Below are 21,676 nucleotides of genomic sequence, written 5' to 3'. Positions count from 1 at the left end.
CATTGACTGTTATAATATATTAGGGAAAATAAAGCTCGCTGTTTGAAGCAGCATACGTGAACGGAGGCACATAATTTCATGACACAATCTATCACAGGCGCTGCTGTTCGTGTAGGAGAAGGTCTATCTAAGCAATTCATCCTAATTCTAGCCATTGCATCAGGACTAAGCGTGGCAAATATGTATTATAATCAGCCGCTCCTAGCTGAGATAGGACGCACATTTAATGCTTCCTCTAACGCAGTGGGATATGTATCGATGCTTACTCAAATCGGCTACGCGCTGGGAATGTTATTTTTTGTTCCACTAGGTGACATTCGTGAACGCAGAACACTGATATCAGGACTTCTTATTGCTGTATCACTGTCACTAATTGGTTTCGCTACCGCACAAAACCTCACTTGGATGTATATCGCCAGCTTTGCTATCGGCATAACTACGGTGGTGCCGCAGGTCATCATTCCTCTCTCGGCTGAGTTAGCTTTACCGGAGGAGCGGGGGAAGGTTATAGGCACAGTAATGAGCGGATTGTTTTTTGGTATTTTGCTAGCAAGAACAATATCCGGAATTATAGGGGATATGTTCGGCTGGAGAGCGATGTACTGGATTGCCGCAGTAGTCATGTTATTGTTATCCCTTATTCTTTATCGGCTAATCCCGGCAACGAAACCAGACAATAATTCCTCGTACTCAGATCTGCTGAAATCAATGGGACAACTGATTCGCAGATATTCGACGCTTCGTGAGTCATCTTTAATTGGGGCTTGCATGTTTGGCGGCTTTAGTGTGTTCTGGACTTCTCTAGCTTTCTTTCTGGAAGGAGAACCTTATCACTACAGTAGCTCTATTACAGGATTGTTTGGTCTTATTGGTGTAGCAGGTGCTGCTGGTGCTCCATTTATCGGGAGGTTAGCAGACAGAATTGCTCCCAAAAAGATTGTAGGAATCCTACTGTTAATTACATTAATTGCTTACGGATTTTTTGGTTTAGCCGGATTTACGATCTGGAGTTTGATTGCTGGAGTTATTATTCTGGATCTTGGGGTACAGGGGTCACAGGTCAGTAACCAAACACGGATATATGCACTTGAACCAGCGGCTCGCAGTCGTATTAATACTGTTTTTATGGTCAGCACTTTTACAGGTGGAGCGATTGGATCCACGCTGGGAAGTTTTGCATGGCAGCATTGGGGCTGGAGTGGTGTCTGCTTAATGGGGGGAACGCTAGTTGTAGCCGCTTTATGCATATGGATCGTCTATAGAGTGATCGAGAAAGAGGATTTACCAGAGACTAGCTAGAAACGTATTACAGTACCTTTTATTATACCCGGGAGGTGTTTGATCATCGCTGAGAAGACGAAAGTTATAGAGGTTGTCCCGTATAACCCAGAGTGGAAGGCAGAATTCAATAGATTAAAAGAACAGCTCTTATCTTATGTCGGAGATCTTATTATTTCTATCGAGCATGTGGGCAGTACTTCGATTGAAGGGCTAGCTGCTAAACCTATCATCGACCTTGATCTTGTGATGGACAGCTACGATGTACTCCCACAAATCATAGAACGTTTACAACAGCATGGATATGAACACCAAGGGAACTTGGGAATAGAGGGAAGAGAAGCGTTTCAAAGACTTCAGGATGATGGATTTATGAAATATCATCTGTATGTATGTCCTAAGGATGGAAAAGGCTACTTGGAGCATATCGCTTTCAGAGACTATCTGCGATCGAATACAGCAGCGCGTCAAGCGTATGCAGAGGTCAAACAACGCTTGGCAGAACAACATCGTTATGACATTGATGCTTATTGTGAAGGAAAGACAACGTTTGTTAGCTCAATTTTATCTAAAGCCATGAAAGAAACGTAAGATACATCAATCACTTGCCCGTTCGAAGATGATTTCGAAATTCACTGGGAGACATGCCGCTCCACTTACGGACTGCTTGGAGAAGTATAACGCGTCATTGAAACCGACCGAGGAAGAGATCTGGTCGATGGTCAGCGTGCCTCCTAGCAGTTTTTTTGCTTTATCCATACGAACCTTTAATAAATATTGTTTGGGAGACATGCCGATCTTTTGTTTAAAGACTTTAGAGAGGTGCGCCCTATGATAGCCTAGAGACGATGCCATATGGTCGATACTGATCTGTTGATGAAACTGTAGAGAAATCCAACGGATCGCTTGATCGATCTGACGGTCGATAACATCCGGTAATTCTATCGATTGAGAGGGAAGCGAACTTATGTTCGCAACACCGAATTTGTGCACTAGCAGCCGCAGCCAACCCGAAGCTTCTAAGCTCTCCAGTCGAGGATAAGCAGATTGCTGAAAGGATAAACGAATATGTTCATATACTTTATGTATCTCTATTAGGTTATCTAAGTGGATTATTGGCTTGTCCCTTGTAATTCCCACTTCGTGTAGTAGCTGTTCAACCGCTTCCCCTTGTAAGGCCACCCATACATATGTCCACGGACGATCCATGTCTGCCTGATAGCTAAATAACGCCCCCGGAAAAATAACAAAGGTATCCCCCTTACTACATCCCTGCGAATTACTGCCACTTTGAAAAACACCTTCCCCATCAATTACTGTGTGAATGAGATAGTAATCATGAACAGATGGGCCCATTTTATGGCCAGGAACGGGTTTGCCTTCTCCGCTGAATAATACAGATAGGTCATGATCATCGGGAGCCAGATTAAACCCTGCTGTAAAATGATAATGCTCTGAAGCCATTTACTTAGAACCTCCCCAAGATTGCTTTTATAATACATTTAGATTATAGGATTGAATATACAAATGCAACAAACGTCCATATATCTCTTGTATTTCTCCATACTCATTGGGACCGCTCTCATTTATAGTGATTAGTGAAGAGAGCAGACGGTTATGACCTGACATCCTAGTGTTTATAAGGGAATTATAGTTTACTCTATTCCATAAAACTGCGATGTTAATACCGTTCACCTCACCTATAAGGAGGAATATTTCACATGTCTAAAATTACATTTATCGGAGCGGGTAGCACCGTATTTGCCAAAAACGTGTTGGGAGATTGTATGAGAACGCCAGCCCTGCAAGGGTTTGAACTTGCCCTGTATGATATTGATCTACAACGCCTGAAAGATTCCGAGAATATGCTAAATAATATAAAAGAGAGCAGCGGCAGCACTTGTGTTGTGAAATCCTATACGGATCGTAAAGAAGCTTTGCGTGGAGCTAAATATGTCATTAATGCAATCCAAGTGGGAGGTTACGATCCTTGCACCATCACAGATTTTGAAATTCCGAAGAAATATGGCTTGCGGCAAACGATTGCGGACACAGTTGGCATAGGTGGGATTTTCCGTAACCTGCGTACTATTCCAGTGATGCTGGACTTTGCTGCGGATGTACGGGAGGTTTGTCCGGACGCACTCTTTATGAACTATACGAATCCTATGGCAGTTCTGACCAATGTGATGAATACCTATGGCGGTGTAAAGACGGTGGGATTATGTCATAGTGTGCAGCATTGTATTCCGGGCTTGTTCGAGCATCTGGGTATGGATCAGACAGGTGTTCAGGCTAAGATCGCTGGGATTAACCATATGGCTTGGTTATTGGAGGTTACTAAAGACGGCGAGGATTTGTATCCGGAAATTAAACGCCGTGCCGCTGAGAAGCAACAAGAACATCACGGAGACATGGTCCGTTATGAAATGATGCTTAAATTCGGTTACTACATTACGGAATCTTCGGAACATAACGCAGAGTATCATCCTTATTTTATCAAACGTAATTACCCAGAGCTTATCGAACGGTTTCAAATTCCACTCGACGAGTATCCACGCCGCTGTGTAGATCAAATTGAACGTTGGCAACAAATGCGTGAAGAATTGGTTAATAACAAAGAACTTAAACATGAACGTTCGCATGAATATGCGTCTTATATTATGGAAGCTATCGAAACTAATGTGCCTTTCAAAATAGGTGGCAATGTTATGAATACAGGTCTTATCACTAATCTGCCAAAAGAAGCATGTGTAGAGGTCCCTTGTTTAGTAGATAGAAGCGGAGTAACTCCGACCTACGTGGGAGATCTGCCTCCACAGTGCGCCGCACTGAATCGTACAAACATTAATACACAGTTGTTAACGATCGAAGCAGCGATTACCCATAAGAAAGAGCATATCTATCACGCCGCAATGCTCGATCCACATACAGCAGCTGAATTGTCGATGGATGACATTACAAATATGTGCGACGAGCTGATCACAGCCCATGGAAACTGGCTCCCGGCGTATAAATAAATTAACTAGTTAGGACTAAGGAAGCCTGAGAAATCAGGCTTTTTTTGATTGTATTTCTACGAAAACCGAATGCTATCTTTAAAAAAGACCACGTCGTTTCTTCTTGCTTATCTGTCTAGGACAACTGGGAGACATCGGAATACACATATATGGATTATCTAAATGTGGAGGTGATCCTTTATGATCGTTGAAAGCTATACCTTAGCATCGTCCACAGCTTATGCTACTCCTTATTATGTGATTAGAGGTGAGCTTCCTGGTCCTGTCTTTATGGTGGTGTCGGGGATACATGGGAATGAGACAGGAAGTATTCGTGCCGCACAGATCATTGTAGAACATTTTAACCAGAGAAGGTTGTATATACACCGGGGCACGATCATTGTAGTACCTCTAATGAATCAAAAAGCTTACCGCAAACGGATCAGAGGTGTACCCGATTTAAACCGCACCTTTCCACGTTCTAGCAAAACGGCGGCAAAACATCCATTAGCTTCAGCTTTGCTACAGCTAGTACTAAGATATCGTCCCACCTGGTTTCTGGATCTTCATGAAGCAAATGGGTTGTCACAAAAAAATCCGAAGCGACTTGGCCAGTCGATCATCGTCACTCCGGGAAGCCGAGGAACAGGTACAGCAAAACGTGTCATCAAAGGCATTAATCGAACGATTCCCAAAACCGCTTATCATTTTAATATCCGTTTACGGGAGCGCCCCGGCTCCTCAAGGGCAGCCGTTACCCGTATATTAGGGGCTAAAGCATTTACTGTGGAAACCTGCTGGAGCCTTGATCGTGAGCTGCGGATTCGCTATCAGATAGATATTGTTAGCCGTTTTTTAAAAAGTGCGGGATTATTGTGATAGAGAAAATATCTGATAACTGTGTTAGCTGGTTCTTAGATCCTAGGAATCAGCTTTTTTGCCGATACAAGAAAGGTAATTGACAACAATGGGTATAGTGTATATATTACATATATACATTGATAACACATAAACTAGGAGTGAGGGCACGATTACATGAACATATTGATATCCAACACTTCCGGTGAACCCATCTATGCACAGATTGTCAGCCAGATCCGCCAGATGATTCTGCAAGGAGAGTTAGTGTCTGGCACCCCATTACCTTCTATCCGGCTATTAGCCAAAGAGCTGCAGATTAGCGTAATTACAACGAAACGAGCCTATGAAGAACTGGAGAGAGAAGGGCTTATCAATTCAATTGTGGGGAAAGGTTCCTTTGTTTCTGGTGCAGATCAGGAGTTTATTCGGGAACAACGGCTACGGATTATGGAGAACAAAATGAAGGAGATTATCGACGAGAGTAAAATGCTGGGGATTAATTTTGCTGAGTTTAGTGAGATGTTGAAATTGCTTTATGAGGAGGAGACAGAATGAAAGAAGTCATTCAATTGGACCAAATATCTAAAAAATATGGCCATTTTAGCCTATGCGAACTTACGTTCGGTATCAAAGAAGGGTATATCACGGGGCTAATTGGACCGAATGGGGCAGGGAAAACAACATTAATAAAAATGATGATGGGGATGGTGTTTCCTGATCATGGCAGCGTCAAGATTTTTGACCAGGAGATGTCTATCCATGAAGCAGAGAATAAGGATCGGATTGGCTATGTCTCCGATGAAAATTACTTTTACGATCAATTAACCATCGATCAGATGAGTAAGATTATTGCTCCTTTTTATAGTCGTTGGGATCAAGAAACGTATAGGAAATACATAGAGATGTTCAAGCTTTCCCCGCGGAAAAAGATTAAGGAGCTCTCCAAAGGAATGAAAATGAAGTATTCGCTCGCCATTGCCTTATCACATGGTGCAGATCTGCTTATTATGGATGAACCTACTGCAGGACTTGATCCTATATTCCGAAGAGAGTTGCTTGATTTGCTTAGTGAGCATATCCAGGATGAGAAGAAGTCTATTCTTTTTTCAACGCATAATACGACTGATTTGGACCGGATCGCGGACTATATTGTTTTTGTGAACGAAGGGCACCTAGTATTTAATGAAATGAAAGAATCTCTAGCCAACAAATACATGCTGGTAAAAGGCAATAAAGAGTTGCTTGATCGGGATGTACGAAAATGGTTCATCGGGCTTAGAGAGACGGAAGTTGGTTTCGAGGGTCTTCTGAACAATCGCTCTGAGGGGGAACACTTCTTTAGAGGTCATGCCATATGCGAAACACCTACTCTGGAAGAAATCATGTATTTTACGGTAAAGGGAAACGCTTTGTATGTTTAATCTCTTGTTGCTGATTCGAAAAGACTTTATTCTCCTGCGGAATTTTATCCCTATATTTCTCTTGAGTATCTTGTTCATCGCATATGTTCAACTGGATAACTCCAGCATGTTTGCTACTTTTCAATCTTTACTGTTGCTCGTATACTCCTGTTCTATGGATGCACAGAATAACAACACAAAGTTTGTGATAGGGTTACCAGTAAGACGGCAAGAGATTATCTTGGCTAAATACTTATCACTTATTCCTTATTGTTTCATCGGTTTGGTTTGCTCTTTAGCTTTGTTACTAATTTCCTTTTCATTTGGATATTCCATTAGCCCGTTTTATTGGATAGGGGTATCTTTAACGTTACTTATGATTCCTTTGGCTGCGTCTATTTATCTGCCGATTCATTATTGGCTTGGTTCCAAAAACTATTACTTCAATATCCTTTTTAATGTAGTAATAACGATTACCACCCTGAACACTGGATCTTCACTCTCAAATTCATCCTTTTTCTTAACAATTACCGACATAAAGCTGCAGGATCATCTGTTGCCGATTGGTTTGATAGGGATTGTTTATCTCTCCATATTGTACTGCTCTTATAGGATTTCACTACGATTGTTTAGCAAGGAAGAGTTATAAGCTAAGGAGGACGTAAAGTGTATAAATCATTTTTTTTAATTCAAAAAGACTTCATTCTTCTGCGTAAATTTCTGATGCTGCTAATCCCCTTTTTTATTTTTATAGCTTATTCGAACTATCATAGCTTCAGTTTATTTACGGTAATGCCACCCATGCTGTTATTGATAAGCTCCTGCTCAATGGATACTCAGCAGATGACGCAACGGTTTCTCGTTAATCTCCCTGTAAGGAGACAAGAGCTTGTCCGTGCCAAATATTTTTCGATCCTTCCGTATGCGCTTGTTGGGCTGGCAGCCACGTCCTTTACCTATCTCCTGATTATTGTAACAGGTAAAGCCGTAACCCCTCATTTTTGGCAAGAGGTTGGTATTACGTTATCCATTTTCCCTCTCCTTGCGATGCTTTATTTACCGATTCATTACTGGTTAGGGGCAAAGGGAGCGCAAGTGGTTAATCTTGTTTTTATGATGATTGTTATGTTTGGACCGAACGTGTTTAGCTTTTTGATCCAGTGGATACCTGATGTGAACAGATGGCTGAGTTTTGGAGTGAAAGGTACGGTCATTCCCTTTATAATCCTAGGTCTGGCTTATGTATTCTTGCTTAGCTGTTCATATATCATTTCTCTGCGGATTTTTGTGCGGAAAGATCTTTGATTCGAAGGATTTGAGATTTTGAATGAATTCATATACCATTGTCACTACAAAGATAAATAGTAGGGGAAGGGTATACAACCAATGCCTAAAATGATCTATAGCTTTCGCACAAAAATGATTATGCTGCTGATGGCCAGTATGCTTGTATCCGGTGGAATTACCTTTTCAATCTATAAAATTCTGCAGAGATATTATCGATCAGAGGTCTTATTAGAAAATCCATTGACTAAAGTTCGCTACTTGATGCGGGATATCGGTGATGTTAATGCGTTTTTGATTATCTTCATTCCTTTGGCCATCTTATTCTTTTTTATATTTACTAAACCATATGCAAATTATTTCAAGGAAATCTCGAAAGGGATCCATCAGCTGGCGTCGGGTGATTTCTCGGAGCGGGTAGATATCCCATCTAAAGATGAATTCGGCCTTATTGGCCATGATATCAATCTGGCTATTGACCATCTTCAGGAAGCTATTGAGCGGGGCGACTTTGCGGAGAGCAGTAAAGATCAACTTGTATTAAATCTGGCACATGATCTGCGTACACCACTTACCTCCGTTATAGGTTATTTGGATTTTATCCTTAAGGACAATGAATTAACGCCAGAACAGACCAGACATTATACAACGATCGCTTATACTAAATCTCAACGTTTGGAAAAATTAATTGATGAGCTATTTGAAATCACAAGAATGAACTATGGTAAACTTACGCTTGAAAAAACCTCGATCGACCTGAGTGAGCTTCTTTTGCAGTTAAATGAAGAGTTATATCCCGTTTTTGAGAAAAATGGTCTTACTTCCCGCTTAGATGTAACCCAACCTCTGAAGATAGAGGGTGACGGTGAGCTGCTGGCACGTGTATTTGAGAATCTCCTCACCAACGCAGCGCGATATGGAAGCGACGGTCAATTTATTGATATTCATGGGTATTTAGAGGAAAACGAAGTCGTTATTGAGATCATTAACTATGGAGATTGTATTGATCCGGAAGAGCTGCCGCGTATTTTTGATATGTTCTACACCGGGGATCGAGCGCGAACGCATCCCACAGGGAGTACGGGACTGGGCTTATTTATCACTAAAAACATTGTGGAACAACATGCTGGAACAGTTTCTGCACAAAGCAGTGTAGTGCGGACGATGTTTGAAGTACGGCTTCCACAAAATAATTGAGAACGAAGTCAAGTGTCGACTAAGCAGGAGTAAAACCGAGATCTATGTGATCTTGTGGTTTTACTCCTTTTTTAATGGTTTGGTCAGCAGAAAGGATGAACGTTACCGGACATTTATTTGAAATTTTTAATAAATCGTGATATTATTAGCTTGCTAAGTAATTTGTAAGGCAGTACGGAGGAAATATCTGTGATAGAAGATGAGATAAGGGAACTACTGGATAGAATATCAGCGGAAATGCGTAGAGATTATGCAGAACTGCTTAGAGAACTTAATCTTCATGTGGGTCAAGAACAGTTATTATGCCGGTTATGGAGAACAGATGGAATGACACAAATACAGCTAAGTGAACGCTTGAATTGTGAGCCTCCAACCATAACAAATATGGTGAAATCTCTTGAAAATCATGGGTTTGTTGTTCGAAAAAGAGATTCTGAAGATGGCAGAGTTAGCCGAGTGTATCTAACCCCAGCCGGACGTAATCTCTGCGAACCTGTGGAACAGATCTGGAACAAACAGCTGGATAAATTACTAGCCGGAATTATACCTGAAGAACGTTTATTATTAAGAAGACTTATGAAACAAATGGCCGATAATTTAGCTTGAATCTGGAACTAATCGCCATAACCGTTAGTAAGCTAATTAAAACTAAGAAAAGAGGAACATAGATGATTACAAGTTTGACTCGCATCAATGAATTAGCTAAGAAAGAACGTGAAGTAGGCTTGACACAAGGCGAATGGGTTGAACAGATCGCATTGCGTGAAGACTATCTGCGTGAAATTCGTGGACAAGTTCGTAACAGTCTTTCTGGAGTGACAATTTTAGATCCGGATGGAAATGACGTAACCCCTGAGAAGCTTCGTGCAGCGCGTAAATAATCAATGAACTAATAAGTGGAAACTACACCTTTAGATAACGTTAGATTAGCCTATGGCTGATCGACGGATATCTAGAGGTGTTTTTTGTTATATAAATCTTAACAGAAGCTTAATTCGTTATCATTAGGAGCTGTTGAAAGTTAAGAATCAATTAAACTTGCGTTACACAGGATCTAAGACTGGATTGTTAGAATGAAATAGACAAAAGATAAGGGATAACATGAAGGGGTGCAGAAGTTGGAGAAACTAAAAGAAACATCAAGGAAGGAAATGAAAGTATGAAAAAAACATTATTAATTTTACTTAAAGTAATAGTCGCTATAGTCATACTCCTAGCACTTTTTCTGGTCATCGTTTTTACAGTCAATGTGATCAGCAATAAAGTGGAGAAAGGAAAAATAGAACCCTATGGTCAGCTTGTACCTGTCGACGGGAAAAAGATGAATGTTACCATACAAGGGCAAGGCAAGGAAACAGTCGTGTTACTCCCAGGGTTTGGAACCGCATCACCCGTAATTGATTTCAAACCACTTGTAGATGAACTGACTCCTTTCTATAAAGTTGTAGTAGTTGAACCGTTTGGTTATGGACTAAGCGATGTCACCACAAAAGAACGAACGGTCGACAATATCGTGAGTGAGCTTCATGAAGCTTTACAAGAATTAAAGATAGATCGTTATATTCTGATGGGACATTCTATAGCGGGAATTTACGGACTGGACTATGTGAACAAATACGAAAACGAAGTTAGTGCATTCGTAGGCATAGACAGCAGCGTACCCACACAAGGGGGCAACGATGAAGAATTTCCATCAGGAACCTATAAGCTGCTTAAAAACTCAGGATTTATGAGATTGCTGGTAAAGCTCAATCCAGCCCAAATCGTTACACCAAGTGATGATGAGGAAACTAAAGAACAAAATAGAATGATTTCACTTAAAAACATGATGAATCCTAATATCATCAGCGAAGCAGAGCATTTTAAAAGTAATTTCAAAGTCACGGAAACATTAAATTTCCCTAAAGATCTTCCTGTTATTTTCTTCCTAGTGAAAGAAAATACGGATGTTCCAGGCTGGGAATCCCTGCATAAAGAACAGATTAAAGACTCCTTACACGGGAAATTGATGTTGCTTGATGGGGAGCATTATTTGCACCATACCCGATCTAAAGACATTGTCGAGAACTTTAGAAGCTTTATGGGAGAGATAAAGTAAGAATGAATGAGAAAAGCCTGCTAATACAGGCTTTTCTTTTTTTGTATTTTCAAATAAGTGAATCCTTTAGAAAAAAATGATAAATTTATCAAAGCAATTATGGGCACTCTATATCCTAATCTTTATTATAGGAAGGACTACCATAGTATGTGCGGAATAGCAGGAATATTAAAATATAATGGACAGCCACCACAGGAAGAAACCTTAAAACAAATGACAGGGGTTATGAATCACCGAGGTCCCAATCATGAGGGAGTATGGCTCAATTCTCACATTGGACTTGGTTTTCGCAGATTGTCTGTAATTGATTTACGTGATGGTAATCAACCGATGACGAATGAAGATCGTACCCTTTGGATTGTTTTTAATGGTGAAATCTATAATTATAAAACACTACGAGATCAGTTAAAGCTAAAAGGACATCACTTTCAGACGCAATCAGATACAGAAGTCATTGTGCATTTATTTGAGGAATACGGCAAGGACTGTGTCCATCATTTACGTGGAATGTTTAGTTTTGCGATTTGGGATCTTAGGGAACAATCTCTTTTTGCTGCTAGAGATCATTTCGGAATCAAACCTTTTTATTATTACAAAGACGAAAATAATCTTTTATTTGCTTCGGAAATTAAAAGCATACTTGCAGTGCAAGGGGTACCCAGAAAGCTTCAATATCAAAGTTTATTCAGCTACTTAACTTTTCAGTATGTCCCGCATCCTGATACGATGTTTGAACACATTCATAAATTAGGACCTGCGGAGCGATTATTTGTTAACTCGGATGGTGAAATGAAGATCGAGAAATATTGGGAACCCCATTTTCAACCGGTAGAACGATCTTTAGCAGACTATGCTGAAGAAATTCAGTGGAAATTGAAAGAGTCTGTAAACCTTCATTTACAAAGTGATGTGGATAGAGGATGTTTTTTGTCCAGTGGAATTGACTCCACCGCAATAGCTGCAATGATGAGAGCAGAAGAATCAACAAAAACCTTTTCGATTGGATTTGAAGGGCTGAACAATGAAACAATCATTGCAAATCAAACAGCAGACAAACTGGGGACAGATCATTATTTTCACATCTTATCGCAAAAAGACTTTTTTGAAAGTATCCCGAAAACGGTCTGGCATCTAGATGAACCTGTAGCGGATCCTTCTGCCATTGCACTCTATCATCTAAACCAGCTTGCCAAAGAACATGTTACGGTTGTCCTATCAGGGGAAGGCGCTGACGAGTTATTCGGAGGATACAGAATCTATAGAGAGCCAAATGCTTTAAGACCGATAACCTGGATGCCTAACTTTATAAAGGATTCGTTACGAAAATCATTATCCGTATATCCCTATCATTTTTATGGGAAAAATTATTTACTTCGAGGTCTGACACCTTTAGAAGAGCGTTTTTTCGGAAATGCTAATATTTTTAACAAAAGCGGTAAAATGAACTTGCTCCACGAATCGGTACACGCTCAGAATAGCTTTTTACATCCCACGGATATCGTTAAGCCTTTTTATGATAAGACAGCTCACCTAGACCCTACGACAAGAATGCAGTTTATTGATATGAATTTTTGGTTACCTGGAGACATTTTATCAAAAGCAGATAAGCTGTCCATGGCACATTCATTAGAATTAAGAGTCCCGTTTTTAGATAAAGAGGTTTTCGAGACGGCTAGTAAAATACCTGTGTCCAATCGGATTGGGCAAAAAACAACAAAACTTGCTTTGCGTAAAGCTATGGAAGGAATCGTTCCGGAAGCTATAGTGAATCGCCCAAAACTAGGATTTCCCGTGCCCATTCGTGATTGGCTCAAAACTCCAATTTCAGATATAATGTTTGAACAAATACGCTATAGTGGCATTGAAGAAATATTCAATATGAATATCATCGAAGAGATGTTTGCCCAGCATCGGAGTAATAAAGGCGACTATTCGCGTAGAATATGGATAATTTACATTTTTTCAGTATGGTACACTCTTTTTATAAAAGAAGATCTGAAGCAATTAAATAGTGCCGTGTTGTAATGGGGGAGTGATTCGTTGAATATTGAGGAATATGCATGGAATAAACATGAACAGCAATTAAGAGAAACTAACATGTTTACTTATACTAGTCCAAAGATAAAGATTGTAGATAACCATGAATTAAGAAATCGGCTTGAAGAAACGCTTGAAGAGCTGCCGCAGAAGTTTCTGGCCAAATGGGCTTTGAAAGTAGCAGTTGAGCACCTGGATCATCTGGTCCAGCAGCTTGTAAATGACCCGCGGATTGATTTAGGTATAGAAACGCTAGAAAAGCGTATAACTGGTGAGATTAGAGCCTTTGACTTAAGAAAAGTTGGATTTATTGTCAATGAATTAGCCAAAGAGTCCACAACCGAGGCTAGTAAGTATGCTGCCCGTTCTTTTGCACAAGCCATTGCAACTGGACATATGCGAGGACACGCTATGGTTTGCAGTGACTATGCAGTAAAACTGGTGAATTACATATCAGATCATTCTTCAGTTGCAGAGGCAGCTACTAAAGAACGGGAAAGACAATTAAGGATAGCTGAAGAGTTGCTTTGAAATTAAAGCTTTAAAGATGAACATGTATGAGGATGATTATAAAAGTTAAATACTGGGAATAGTTAACTTTTTATATGATCGAGAGTTATGTAATCTAATGCAAACAATAAAAACATTATTAGTACTTAAAGTTTTATGCGTGACTTGATGAGCTTAAAAGCTTAATACTCGTTTTAGATAATACGATTACTAAATAAGAATCAATTGCTTAGGAAAGGGCGGCGATTTTGAACAGTTTTGAACATTGCTTAGATATCAGTAATGGATAGCTAATTAGTAATATTATGGAACTAATTGGTTGCTTCCATTAATTTATACACTACTTCCTCACAAAACCCGTATTTTGTACATATGTCACTAAGATGCGTTCTACTTAGATTATACATAGTTCTTATGGATTTGTCTGAGGACAAGAACTTGTACCCATTGACGATTTACGGTGTTCTTCCCTTCATACTAAAAACGCTTCTTTATTATAAATAAAAACCCGTTAATTTTCAAAAGATGAAAAATAAACGGGTTTTAAAAACTTAATCTTTTTACATATTTATCAACTGACTTTTGTAGCTTTAAGTTCTCTGATTTTAAATGGATGACCAATATAATCCTGCGATGCTAAGGGTTCCTTAGATATAGCTCGATTTTCGTTCTGTTATTTTTATAAGATCCCTCCCCTTTCTCGCAGTAAAAAAGCAATTCGGATTAAATACAAATTGCTTTTTCATTGAATACTGTGCTCCGGTACCTGAAGTATGTTGGGGATGACTCGATAATCACCTGTAGAACCTTAATTTGGATGTCATAATCTAGTTGAATCACGAAGCGGGAGCATTCGATATTCAGGTAATGATGAAGAAGCTCCACTTCCTTATCCAATGCAATATAGTCTCACCTTTGTCCAGAGCAAGCCGATAATACCGTGCGGACAATTTGGAGATTCGTTCAGTCTCCTGGACCTTCTCCTTTCGTGCATTCCATGAGATCAGTACCAGCGTTAATATAGAAAATGCTGACGCAAAGGCCCCCATTTCCACTTTACGCTTGAGTTGTTCGGTCTCTCAAGTCGTTTGAATCGGAAGCTATGGCGGGAAAACCAGCATGTACTGAACCAGTTCCGATGAATACCGCAGATCTTCCTATCGTAGAGTAATTGAAAACACTCATTTTCATGGAGCTGCACTCTAACTAGTAAAACGTTGGAGTGCAGCTCCAGTTATATGTAATGCGTCAGAACATCCAGTGCTTTTAGCTGACGAGCTGCGTAATACGAAAATTACATGTCGTAGATTGAGTGAGCACGCTTCTGTTTTATTAGTTACCTATATAATTTGACTCGCTAACTTCATTTTTGACCTGTATATAAAACAAAAAGGCATCAAGATTTGCTGTCCTGATACCTTTGAATTCTCCTGTATGAAATTCCCGTTTCTCCTTCAGATCAAGGCTATCCTTGGTTTCTTTTTATAACCAGAATAGATCTCTAAGAAAATTAAGCAACCGTTCCCCCGCTTTAATACCGAGAAACGGTTGCTGTTTAAAAGGGACTTTTTAAGTTTGTCTTCTTGATTGGGTGTGTATGACCAACTATGCGACTTCTGTTGTTATTGTCGTCCGACATCATTTCTCGTACTACATTTTATATTCAACCTTTTGGCGGTTTATTATAGTCTTTCCTCATGTCACTCATAAGATGTTCCGTATAATAGACAGATTACTTCCTGTCTATTATGGGATGATTTCATTACTTATACGTCAGCTTGTTTTTTAATCTTCGAGCTCTTTGATGATTTTCGGATATTTCTTATCCAAATCATTAAAATACAACAGGTGAAGATCGGGGATCTGATGGTAGTTGGGCGGTATATGGATCGGATTCGAGCGATTGAGCCTCTCCGGACAACGCCTGCTGGCACCGTTTTTTGGGATATTCAGATGCTAGGTTTGAGGGGGACCTCGGCGGCAAGAAAAATTCGGACGATCATGCCTCAAGCGCGAATTGTATTTACTACGGCGTATTCGGAGTATACGTTAGAAGCGTTTGAAATTCAATCTATCGACTATAAGCTATATCTGAACGTCAAGTCCGTACGGATGCGAATTTCGGCAAGCACCCTATATTCAGTGCCTCGGGGGAATTTCATATTCATTTGCCGTATACCGAAAGCAGGCAACTATCATGGAAAACGAGCAAGGAGAAGGAGATTAACGCTTTTTTGATCCACTAAATAGGGAAAGCTGTGAATGGCACGCTTTTGATAAAGTCGCTTTGGCCGGGGTTACAAAATTCAAAGTATCGCTTTTAAAGACCTTAGCAATTATTTATTTTTTGATAAATTGCATGATTCCTTTAGGAAAAGTATCCTCTACCTCTGTTCTTTTATCATACAGATTGTACCAAGCCTCAGCCACTTGATCAGGATCAAAACTTGTACCCTGTTTGATTAAAGGACTAATGGATAAATGGCCCACAAATACTCCAAGAGGAAGCAAACGCTCGTGTAAACTAAGAATATAGTTTCGGAGTCCAGACATGGCGATACCCGAATTTCCAAACATCGAGCTTGGACTCATTGCGGAAAGATCGCTTGTGAAAAGAAGTGCTCCTTCACCCCGTTCAATCATTTCTGGAAAGACTTGTCTAGCTGTATTAATAGCTCCGATGACAACATTGTTAAAAAATTGAAGTGCGCTCTCATCAGTCGTTTCCAGAACAGATGTTGTAGTAACATTTCCACTATGCGGGCTAAACTCCAAGACATCGATTGTACCGAACGTATTCTTAATTTCTTGAAAAGCTCTCATAAGTTGCATTTTGTTAGTGATATCGGCAGCAAAACCCTGAGCTTCAATTCCCATCTCACCAAGCTGCTCTGCATATTTGTCCAATTTCTCCTGTGTTCTTGAAACTAGGGCGATACGGAAACCGTTTTTTCCAAAAGTCTTGGCCAGCGAGAATCCCAGACCTGGTCCTGCACCGATAATAACCATTGTTTTCAATGTATACTCACCTTCCATAGAGACATTAATAGTCATGATATAGCCCAACATTGCCAAAAAGAGTTGCATAAGAGTTCAAAACCATATCAACCTTCTTCTATTCTCTGAAACAAAACGATTGGTTTTCGTGACTTCAATCGCAAATGGGAGTCAATTTCCTATAGATACAAATACTCTTCTGTACGATTATTTGTATCTAATTTAGACAGTGGAAGCCCTCCCGGCTTCTCCTACTTGATAACGATCTTCAGACATTGAACCTATTTAGCTGATGTCCCATCAGGACTACTCCTCCCTCATTTGTCAGTGTCCATCTTTCACTTTCTCTAAACGAATAAAAAACTTCTTTAATTCTGTATTCACAGTCTCTTGTGCTCAAAATGATCTTATCACATAAGAAAAAATATATAAAGTTGAGTTACTTGACTTTACATTATTGTTCGCTTATATTTGTCCTTGTAAGTATCTTGCGATGGAGGTTTTAACATGACTAGACTTAATGGTAAACGAGCACTTATTACGGGTGGCACCAGCGGAATTGGCTTGGAGACAGCCAAACAATTTCTGGCTGAAGGTGCTGAATTGATTGTCACCGGAGTAACTCCGGCAAATGTAGAAAAAACGCAAAAGGAACTTGGAAATCAAGTCCTTGTGCTTCAGGCAGATTCCCGAGACCTCAATGCTCAACGTCAACTGGCTGATCGAGTTGAACAACATTTTGGTAAACTGGATATTGCCTTTTTAAACGCAGGCGTATCTGACTGGCGTCCATTCGAGCAAATCGATGAAGAAGCCTTTGACCGCTTGTTTGCCATCAACGTAAAAGCTCCATTTTTCTTAATGCAGGCATTAACTCCAGTGATGGCGAACCCATCCTCTATCGTTTTAATGGGATCGAGCAGTTCTCATGCCGGATATGCACATTCCAATGCTTATGCGGCTACTAAAGGCGCCATTTCCACTCTGACCAAAGCCTGGAATTCCGACTTATTATCGTCTCACGGAATTCGCTTCAATACTGTGAGTCCTGGACCGATTGATACCCCGCTTTACGATAAGAACAAGCTAGGCGTGTCTGACGAAATTCGTGAGATGGTTATTAACCGCATTCGTGACGGGATTCCGGCTGGACGCATGGGTACTGCCGAAGAGATTGCCAAAGCTGTTGTTTATCTGGCTTCGGATGAGTCACGCTTCACCATTGGCGTTGACTTGGTTCTGGATGGCGCTCAAACGATTCTCTAATAGGTTAGCCCTATTGCTGCTTAAGCCCTCCGAGGGTGCTTAGGTAGCTTTTTCTTTTAGAACACGATCAACTGTTGTATAGTAGTGAAGAGGGTGCTATCCCTCTGATAAGACTTAAATCCAACTTTGGAGTGGAATTATGGGAACTAAATCAACTTACCATGAACGTATAAAGGAAGAAAAAAGGGCGTGCGCGATTGCCGCTGCACAAGAACTGTTTTTTGAAAAAGGGTATGCGCGGACTACTTTAGCTCAGATTGCAAAACTTGCTGGTCTCTCTACAGGTACACTTTTCAATCATTTCCCGACGAAGGAATTGATTTTTGAAACCATCGTCAAGCATTTTTGGGAGCTTGATCCCGAATGGGACTTTCCACCGGAGCTCGGCTCTCCCCTGCAAGGATTAATAAAGTTCGGACGAGACTACGCATGCGTGCTGACTCGTGATGGAATGGCTCCTTTATTCCGGGTCGTCATTGCAGAAGCCAAGCAGTTCCCCGAGCTCAGTCTTTTTCATTATGAACTGGGCGAAGGCGCCGTGCATCAGAAATTGACGCAATATTTAGTAGATGAAGTTCAATTGGGTAATATAAATCTGCCGCATGCATCAAAAACGGCCAACGAATTTATGAGTCTCATTTCCGGGCAGGTGCTATGGCCAAAAATGTTGCTGCTTGATTTCAGTATTTCACGAGAGCAGGCTTTTCAAATAGCGGATGAGGCTGCTCATACGATTATAAACAAGTATGCCGATTAAAAAGACGAATACGAGAGATCTCCCAATATGAGACTCCCTCTTATTCGTTTATTTACGTTCTTTGTAGAAATGAAGAACCATCAGGGTTTATTGATTATCACCGTATTTTTAGAGCGACTTTTGCTTCAGAGAACTCACCTCTATCTGTGATGCGGTTCTCCGCACTTTCTGTCATAATCCAACCTTTAGTGTGGTAGCCACTCAATAGAGACTCATAATCTACTTAGATATACATCTAATCTGTAATCGGGCTATATTCTTGTCCATTCCGGTAATCGGTACAAGTTCTTGTCCCTCGACAGGATGATTGTCTCACAATCTAGAAGTTTATATTATTTGATCTATTTATCACTTCCTCTTCCGAGTTCCGAGCAATAACCACATCATTAATTAGAGCCTTGCGATCTTTGCTGCGTTCTATAGATATCCCCAAAAGTCCCGACAACAATTGTAAGTCTCTTTTGAAGAGTACTATTATTTTTTAACTAATCAGCGGAAAACGAATCATAACTGTCGTACCACACCCTACCCCGCTGCTAATGTGGACAGTACCTTGATGTTGATTGACGATCCAACGTGCGATCGATAGCCCTAAACCTGCTCAGTGATCCCCTCTACTTCTAGAGGAATCTCCCTTATAAAAGCGATTAATACGAGTGGTAATTCATGTTCCGAAATACCCACTCCGTTATCCTTGACGGTTACAAGAACTGATTTCCCCTGCCTAAGACACTCAAGATCGATTTGCCCATCCGCCTGCGTATATTTAATGGCATTGTCCAACAAAATCATGAACAACTGTATGAGACGATTCTCATCTCCATTCATGAGCAATTCCGAGCCTTCGACATGAAGCTGTACCCGCAACTGCTTGTAATCCATTATTGGCTCCATTTTTTTGGCGATCTCTTTAATGATCTCGTCAATTCGCACAGGTTTGCATGAGATAACTTCCTCATGTGAATCGCCTCTTGCCAGAAGAAGTAGGCCGTCTACCATGTTGCTCATTCTTTTGGTTTCTTTCAGAATGGCTGAAATTGGAGCACTTTCTTCCTCGATCGTATGATCGGGATGGCGTAACAATATTTGTGTTTGCCCTCGGACGACCGAGGGCGGACTTCTCAACTCGTGAGAGGCATCTGCAACGAATTGCTGCTGCTTATCCCAAGCCTTCTGAATTGGTATGAGCGCCCGTCTAGCCAAAGAGTAACCTGCGATGATAGATAATAACGCGCCGACACCGATTCTGTATGGACCTCAGCCGCTCCATGTCGATTTGAAGTTCATCTCCTCATCGGAGCTGGCAGTACGAGTCGAGAATCCGCTCGTACTTTGGGAGCACGACAATTCGCTCCATTCAATAATCACCGAGACATCACCTTCGTACCCTACCCCTACTCCTCAATGGATTGAGGATCGGTTCTGGGTATGGGTGCATTATGGAGCAACGAAGTTAGGCAGAGGAGAACTATTCGAGTTCATTGATTTGCTCTCTTACATACGAAGTGCCGTGCTCGGGTCCCTGATTCTTATGGATATCCGGCATCTTCCGTCAGGAGTACGTAGGCTGGAGCAATATGCCGCTCACGAAATAGAAGAGCTTAAAGAGACACTTCCGCTCCACGACGCCTCAAGCAGTTACCACGCGCTGAAATTCTCCATAAAAATTTATAGAAGATTGCGTCAAGATACTGAAGGACTGATACGCAGGAAAACTGCTGAGCAAGCTGCTATCGCATATCTCGATTCTGTATACGATAGCGTACGCAAATGATGTCTTGTCGCAGAGACATATTGGAATGTTACCGGATCGGAAACAGCATTAGTGACATACAACATTAATCTAACGGAGAAGTACGACAAGTTCTGCTATAAGCACCAAACAGTGTGAAAAGCAGAAGATTACTTCAGTAATCTTAACTTTACAACCGAGGTTGGGAATGACGGAACCATGTATCCCGAAACCATCCCGCCAATAATCCTGCGTACGTCATGTTTTACAGAACATGAGGTTTGAAGTACAGGTAGATTCGGTGGTAAGAACGTTCAAACAGACTGAACTGACGAACTTCCGAATGTACAGGTCTAAAGTTAGAGCATATGGAAACATATGCACCATCAAACGATGGGGTGGCGTTTGAAATCCGGCTTGATGTCCGTGGCGGCGATTCCTTCAGCCGGCTCGGCTTCATGGTACATGAAGAAGGCGTCCGCAAAGATTACGCCCCAATCCGAAGTTGCATTGTCAACGATCTCCACATACAGCTTTTTGCCCAAATATTCGGAAAGATCCGCCTTATATTGCTCCATATTGGCAAGCCGCAAACCCTGTGCGGGATTCGGGAAGCCAACGTCAGCGAAGGCGCTGTTGCCATACCTCGCAATCACTTGGCCCGATTCAGCCTCCACGACATTTATATAGGCCTTGTTTGGATTTTTCGCACCGCCAAGCTTGAAGCTGATCCAGCCGCTGCCGCCCAGCTCGAAGGTGCTGGACCGAAGCACGCCAGTCGCAGCCTCGTCATGCTTCCAGCCATTTAAATGAAAGGAACCTTCCTGGTTGTACGGAATTTGTTCCCCCCACCAAGTGGTTTCGTCCGATACACTGTCCTGATCGAACGCTTAGCCTTTGACAACCGTCCAGCCTGACATATCTCCAGTTTCAAAGCCTGGATTCTCAATTTGATAGACCGTATCCGTTACGGATGATCCCAAACCATTACTTGTATTTTGGTAGACCGTATCTGTAACTGACGATCCTATGTCCGCCTTTAGATCAGAAGCTTCCCCACCTTCCCATACAACTCCTGCTGCGGCTGTACCCTGGATTGCCGGAGTCATAAGCTGAAGAGCCATAACCCCAACAACCATTTTGAAGATCCAAGATTTACTACTGTTGGCATCCCTCATTAACAAGCCTCCTTAGTCACTTTTTATTCACGCCAAAATAAAGCGCTTCCATTTAGTGATTTACTTATTTGAGGCGTTTTTT

The 21,676-nt window shown here is 41.1% G+C and carries 23 protein-coding genes; 17 read left to right on the top strand and 6 right to left on the bottom strand.

Annotation, left to right across the window (positions count from 1 at the left end; genetic code table 11):
- Positions 1 to 78 precede the first annotated feature (78 nt).
- Positions 79 to 1,299 carry an MFS transporter gene (locus MHB37_RS17140; RefSeq protein ID WP_076190242.1) on the top strand — a complete coding sequence of 407 codons (1,221 nt, stop codon included), beginning with the start codon at positions 79 to 81 and terminating at the stop codon, positions 1,297 to 1,299.
- 39 nt (positions 1,300 to 1,338) lie between these two features.
- Complete coding sequence (locus MHB37_RS17135; protein ID WP_370510713.1) at positions 1,339 to 1,869, top strand: GrpB family protein; 531 nt, start codon at positions 1,339 to 1,341, stop codon at positions 1,867 to 1,869.
- Positions 1,870 to 1,875: 6 nt separating this feature from the next.
- Here the strand turns inward: MHB37_RS17135 and MHB37_RS17130 are convergent, their stop codons facing one another.
- Positions 1,876 to 2,742, bottom strand: coding sequence for an AraC family transcriptional regulator (locus MHB37_RS17130; protein ID WP_405168293.1), 867 nt, complete (start codon positions 2,740 to 2,742; stop codon positions 1,876 to 1,878).
- A 257-nt stretch (positions 2,743 to 2,999) separates the two neighbouring features.
- Here MHB37_RS17130 and MHB37_RS17125 point away from each other — a divergent pair, with 257 nt between their 5' ends.
- The 12 genes from MHB37_RS17125 (at position 3,000) to MHB37_RS17070 (ending at position 13,685) form a co-directional block, all read left to right on the top strand.
- Positions 3,000 to 4,298, top strand: a complete 1,299-nt coding sequence (locus tag MHB37_RS17125; RefSeq protein WP_076303657.1) for an alpha-glucosidase/alpha-galactosidase — start codon at positions 3,000 to 3,002, stop codon at positions 4,296 to 4,298.
- A 180-nt stretch (positions 4,299 to 4,478) separates the two neighbouring features.
- Positions 4,479 to 5,156: a succinylglutamate desuccinylase/aspartoacylase family protein gene (locus MHB37_RS17120; protein WP_076126632.1), complete on the top strand. Its 678-nt coding sequence runs from the start codon at positions 4,479 to 4,481 to the stop codon at positions 5,154 to 5,156.
- A 156-nt stretch (positions 5,157 to 5,312) separates the two neighbouring features.
- Entirely contained in the window at positions 5,313 to 5,693 is a 381-nt protein-coding gene (locus tag MHB37_RS17115) for a GntR family transcriptional regulator (RefSeq protein WP_076126630.1), read from the top strand.
- Positions 5,690 to 6,559: an ABC transporter ATP-binding protein gene (locus tag MHB37_RS17110; RefSeq protein ID WP_076126629.1), complete on the top strand. Its 870-nt coding sequence runs from the start codon at positions 5,690 to 5,692 to the stop codon at positions 6,557 to 6,559. The genes MHB37_RS17115 and MHB37_RS17110 overlap by 4 nt, the downstream gene beginning before the upstream one ends.
- On the top strand, positions 6,552 to 7,187 hold the full coding sequence (locus MHB37_RS17105; protein WP_405168292.1) for an ABC-2 transporter permease: 636 nt from the start codon (positions 6,552 to 6,554) through the stop codon (positions 7,185 to 7,187). Before MHB37_RS17110 ends, MHB37_RS17105 begins: the two co-directional genes overlap by 8 nt.
- 17 nt (positions 7,188 to 7,204) lie before the next feature.
- Positions 7,205 to 7,843: an ABC-2 transporter permease gene (locus MHB37_RS17100; RefSeq protein WP_076184854.1), complete on the top strand. Its 639-nt coding sequence runs from the start codon at positions 7,205 to 7,207 to the stop codon at positions 7,841 to 7,843.
- Between the two features lie 81 nt (positions 7,844 to 7,924).
- Positions 7,925 to 9,019: a HAMP domain-containing sensor histidine kinase gene (locus MHB37_RS17095; protein ID WP_036676951.1), complete on the top strand. Its 1,095-nt coding sequence runs from the start codon at positions 7,925 to 7,927 to the stop codon at positions 9,017 to 9,019.
- A 189-nt stretch (positions 9,020 to 9,208) separates the two neighbouring features.
- Positions 9,209 to 9,625, top strand: a complete 417-nt coding sequence (locus tag MHB37_RS17090; RefSeq protein WP_248548678.1) for a MarR family winged helix-turn-helix transcriptional regulator — start codon at positions 9,209 to 9,211, stop codon at positions 9,623 to 9,625.
- A gap of 62 nt (positions 9,626 to 9,687) precedes the next feature.
- Positions 9,688 to 9,900, top strand: a complete 213-nt coding sequence (locus MHB37_RS17085) for a DUF896 domain-containing protein (protein ID WP_036676956.1) — start codon at positions 9,688 to 9,690, stop codon at positions 9,898 to 9,900.
- A gap of 278 nt (positions 9,901 to 10,178) precedes the next feature.
- Positions 10,179 to 11,117, top strand: coding sequence for an alpha/beta fold hydrolase (locus tag MHB37_RS17080; protein WP_076190247.1), 939 nt, complete (start codon positions 10,179 to 10,181; stop codon positions 11,115 to 11,117).
- A gap of 147 nt (positions 11,118 to 11,264) precedes the next feature.
- Positions 11,265 to 13,142, top strand: coding sequence for an asparagine synthase (glutamine-hydrolyzing) (asnB, locus tag MHB37_RS17075; protein WP_405168291.1), 1,878 nt, complete (start codon positions 11,265 to 11,267; stop codon positions 13,140 to 13,142).
- A 15-nt stretch (positions 13,143 to 13,157) separates the two neighbouring features.
- Positions 13,158 to 13,685: a putative immunity protein gene (locus MHB37_RS17070; protein WP_081383441.1), complete on the top strand. Its 528-nt coding sequence runs from the start codon at positions 13,158 to 13,160 to the stop codon at positions 13,683 to 13,685.
- Between the two features lie 2,319 nt (positions 13,686 to 16,004).
- On the opposite strand, the gene MHB37_RS17065 is transcribed toward MHB37_RS17070, so the two are convergent.
- Positions 16,005 to 16,673 carry an SDR family oxidoreductase gene (locus MHB37_RS17065; protein WP_076303015.1) on the bottom strand — a complete coding sequence of 223 codons (669 nt, stop codon included), beginning with the start codon at positions 16,671 to 16,673 and terminating at the stop codon, positions 16,005 to 16,007.
- Between the two features lie 495 nt (positions 16,674 to 17,168).
- Between MHB37_RS17065 and MHB37_RS17060 the strand changes: the two genes are divergently transcribed.
- Both MHB37_RS17060 and MHB37_RS17055 read left to right on the top strand, forming a co-directional pair.
- Positions 17,169 to 17,927 carry an SDR family oxidoreductase gene (locus MHB37_RS17060; protein WP_076302996.1) on the top strand — a complete coding sequence of 253 codons (759 nt, stop codon included), beginning with the start codon at positions 17,169 to 17,171 and terminating at the stop codon, positions 17,925 to 17,927.
- 139 nt (positions 17,928 to 18,066) lie between these two features.
- Complete coding sequence (locus tag MHB37_RS17055; protein WP_076302995.1) at positions 18,067 to 18,684, top strand: TetR/AcrR family transcriptional regulator; 618 nt, start codon at positions 18,067 to 18,069, stop codon at positions 18,682 to 18,684.
- Between the two features lie 481 nt (positions 18,685 to 19,165).
- Here the strand turns inward: MHB37_RS17055 and MHB37_RS17050 are convergent, their stop codons facing one another.
- Positions 19,166 to 19,255 (bottom strand): hypothetical protein, encoded by a 90-nt coding sequence (locus MHB37_RS17050; RefSeq protein ID WP_405169610.1) that lies wholly within the window; start codon positions 19,253 to 19,255, stop codon positions 19,166 to 19,168.
- 20 nt (positions 19,256 to 19,275) lie between these two features.
- Positions 19,276 to 19,887: a sensor histidine kinase gene (locus MHB37_RS17045; protein WP_405168290.1), complete on the bottom strand. Its 612-nt coding sequence runs from the start codon at positions 19,885 to 19,887 to the stop codon at positions 19,276 to 19,278.
- A gap of 13 nt (positions 19,888 to 19,900) precedes the next feature.
- Between MHB37_RS17045 and MHB37_RS17040 the strand changes: the two genes are divergently transcribed.
- Complete coding sequence (locus tag MHB37_RS17040; protein WP_405168289.1) at positions 19,901 to 20,458, top strand: hypothetical protein; 558 nt, start codon at positions 19,901 to 19,903, stop codon at positions 20,456 to 20,458.
- A gap of 344 nt (positions 20,459 to 20,802) precedes the next feature.
- On the opposite strand, the gene MHB37_RS17035 is transcribed toward MHB37_RS17040, so the two are convergent.
- Complete coding sequence (locus MHB37_RS17035; RefSeq protein ID WP_405168288.1) at positions 20,803 to 21,189, bottom strand: hypothetical protein; 387 nt, start codon at positions 21,187 to 21,189, stop codon at positions 20,803 to 20,805.
- 117 nt (positions 21,190 to 21,306) lie between these two features.
- On the bottom strand, positions 21,307 to 21,594 hold the full coding sequence (locus MHB37_RS17030) for a hypothetical protein (RefSeq protein ID WP_405168287.1): 288 nt from the start codon (positions 21,592 to 21,594) through the stop codon (positions 21,307 to 21,309).
- Positions 21,595 to 21,676 lie beyond the last annotated feature (82 nt).

Source organism: Paenibacillus sp. FSL H3-0286, assembly GCF_045040705.1.
GTDB classification, from domain to species: domain Bacteria; phylum Bacillota; class Bacilli; order Paenibacillales; family Paenibacillaceae; genus Paenibacillus_AQ; species Paenibacillus_AQ odorifer.
This window is presented reverse-complemented; position numbering and strand designations above follow the sequence as displayed.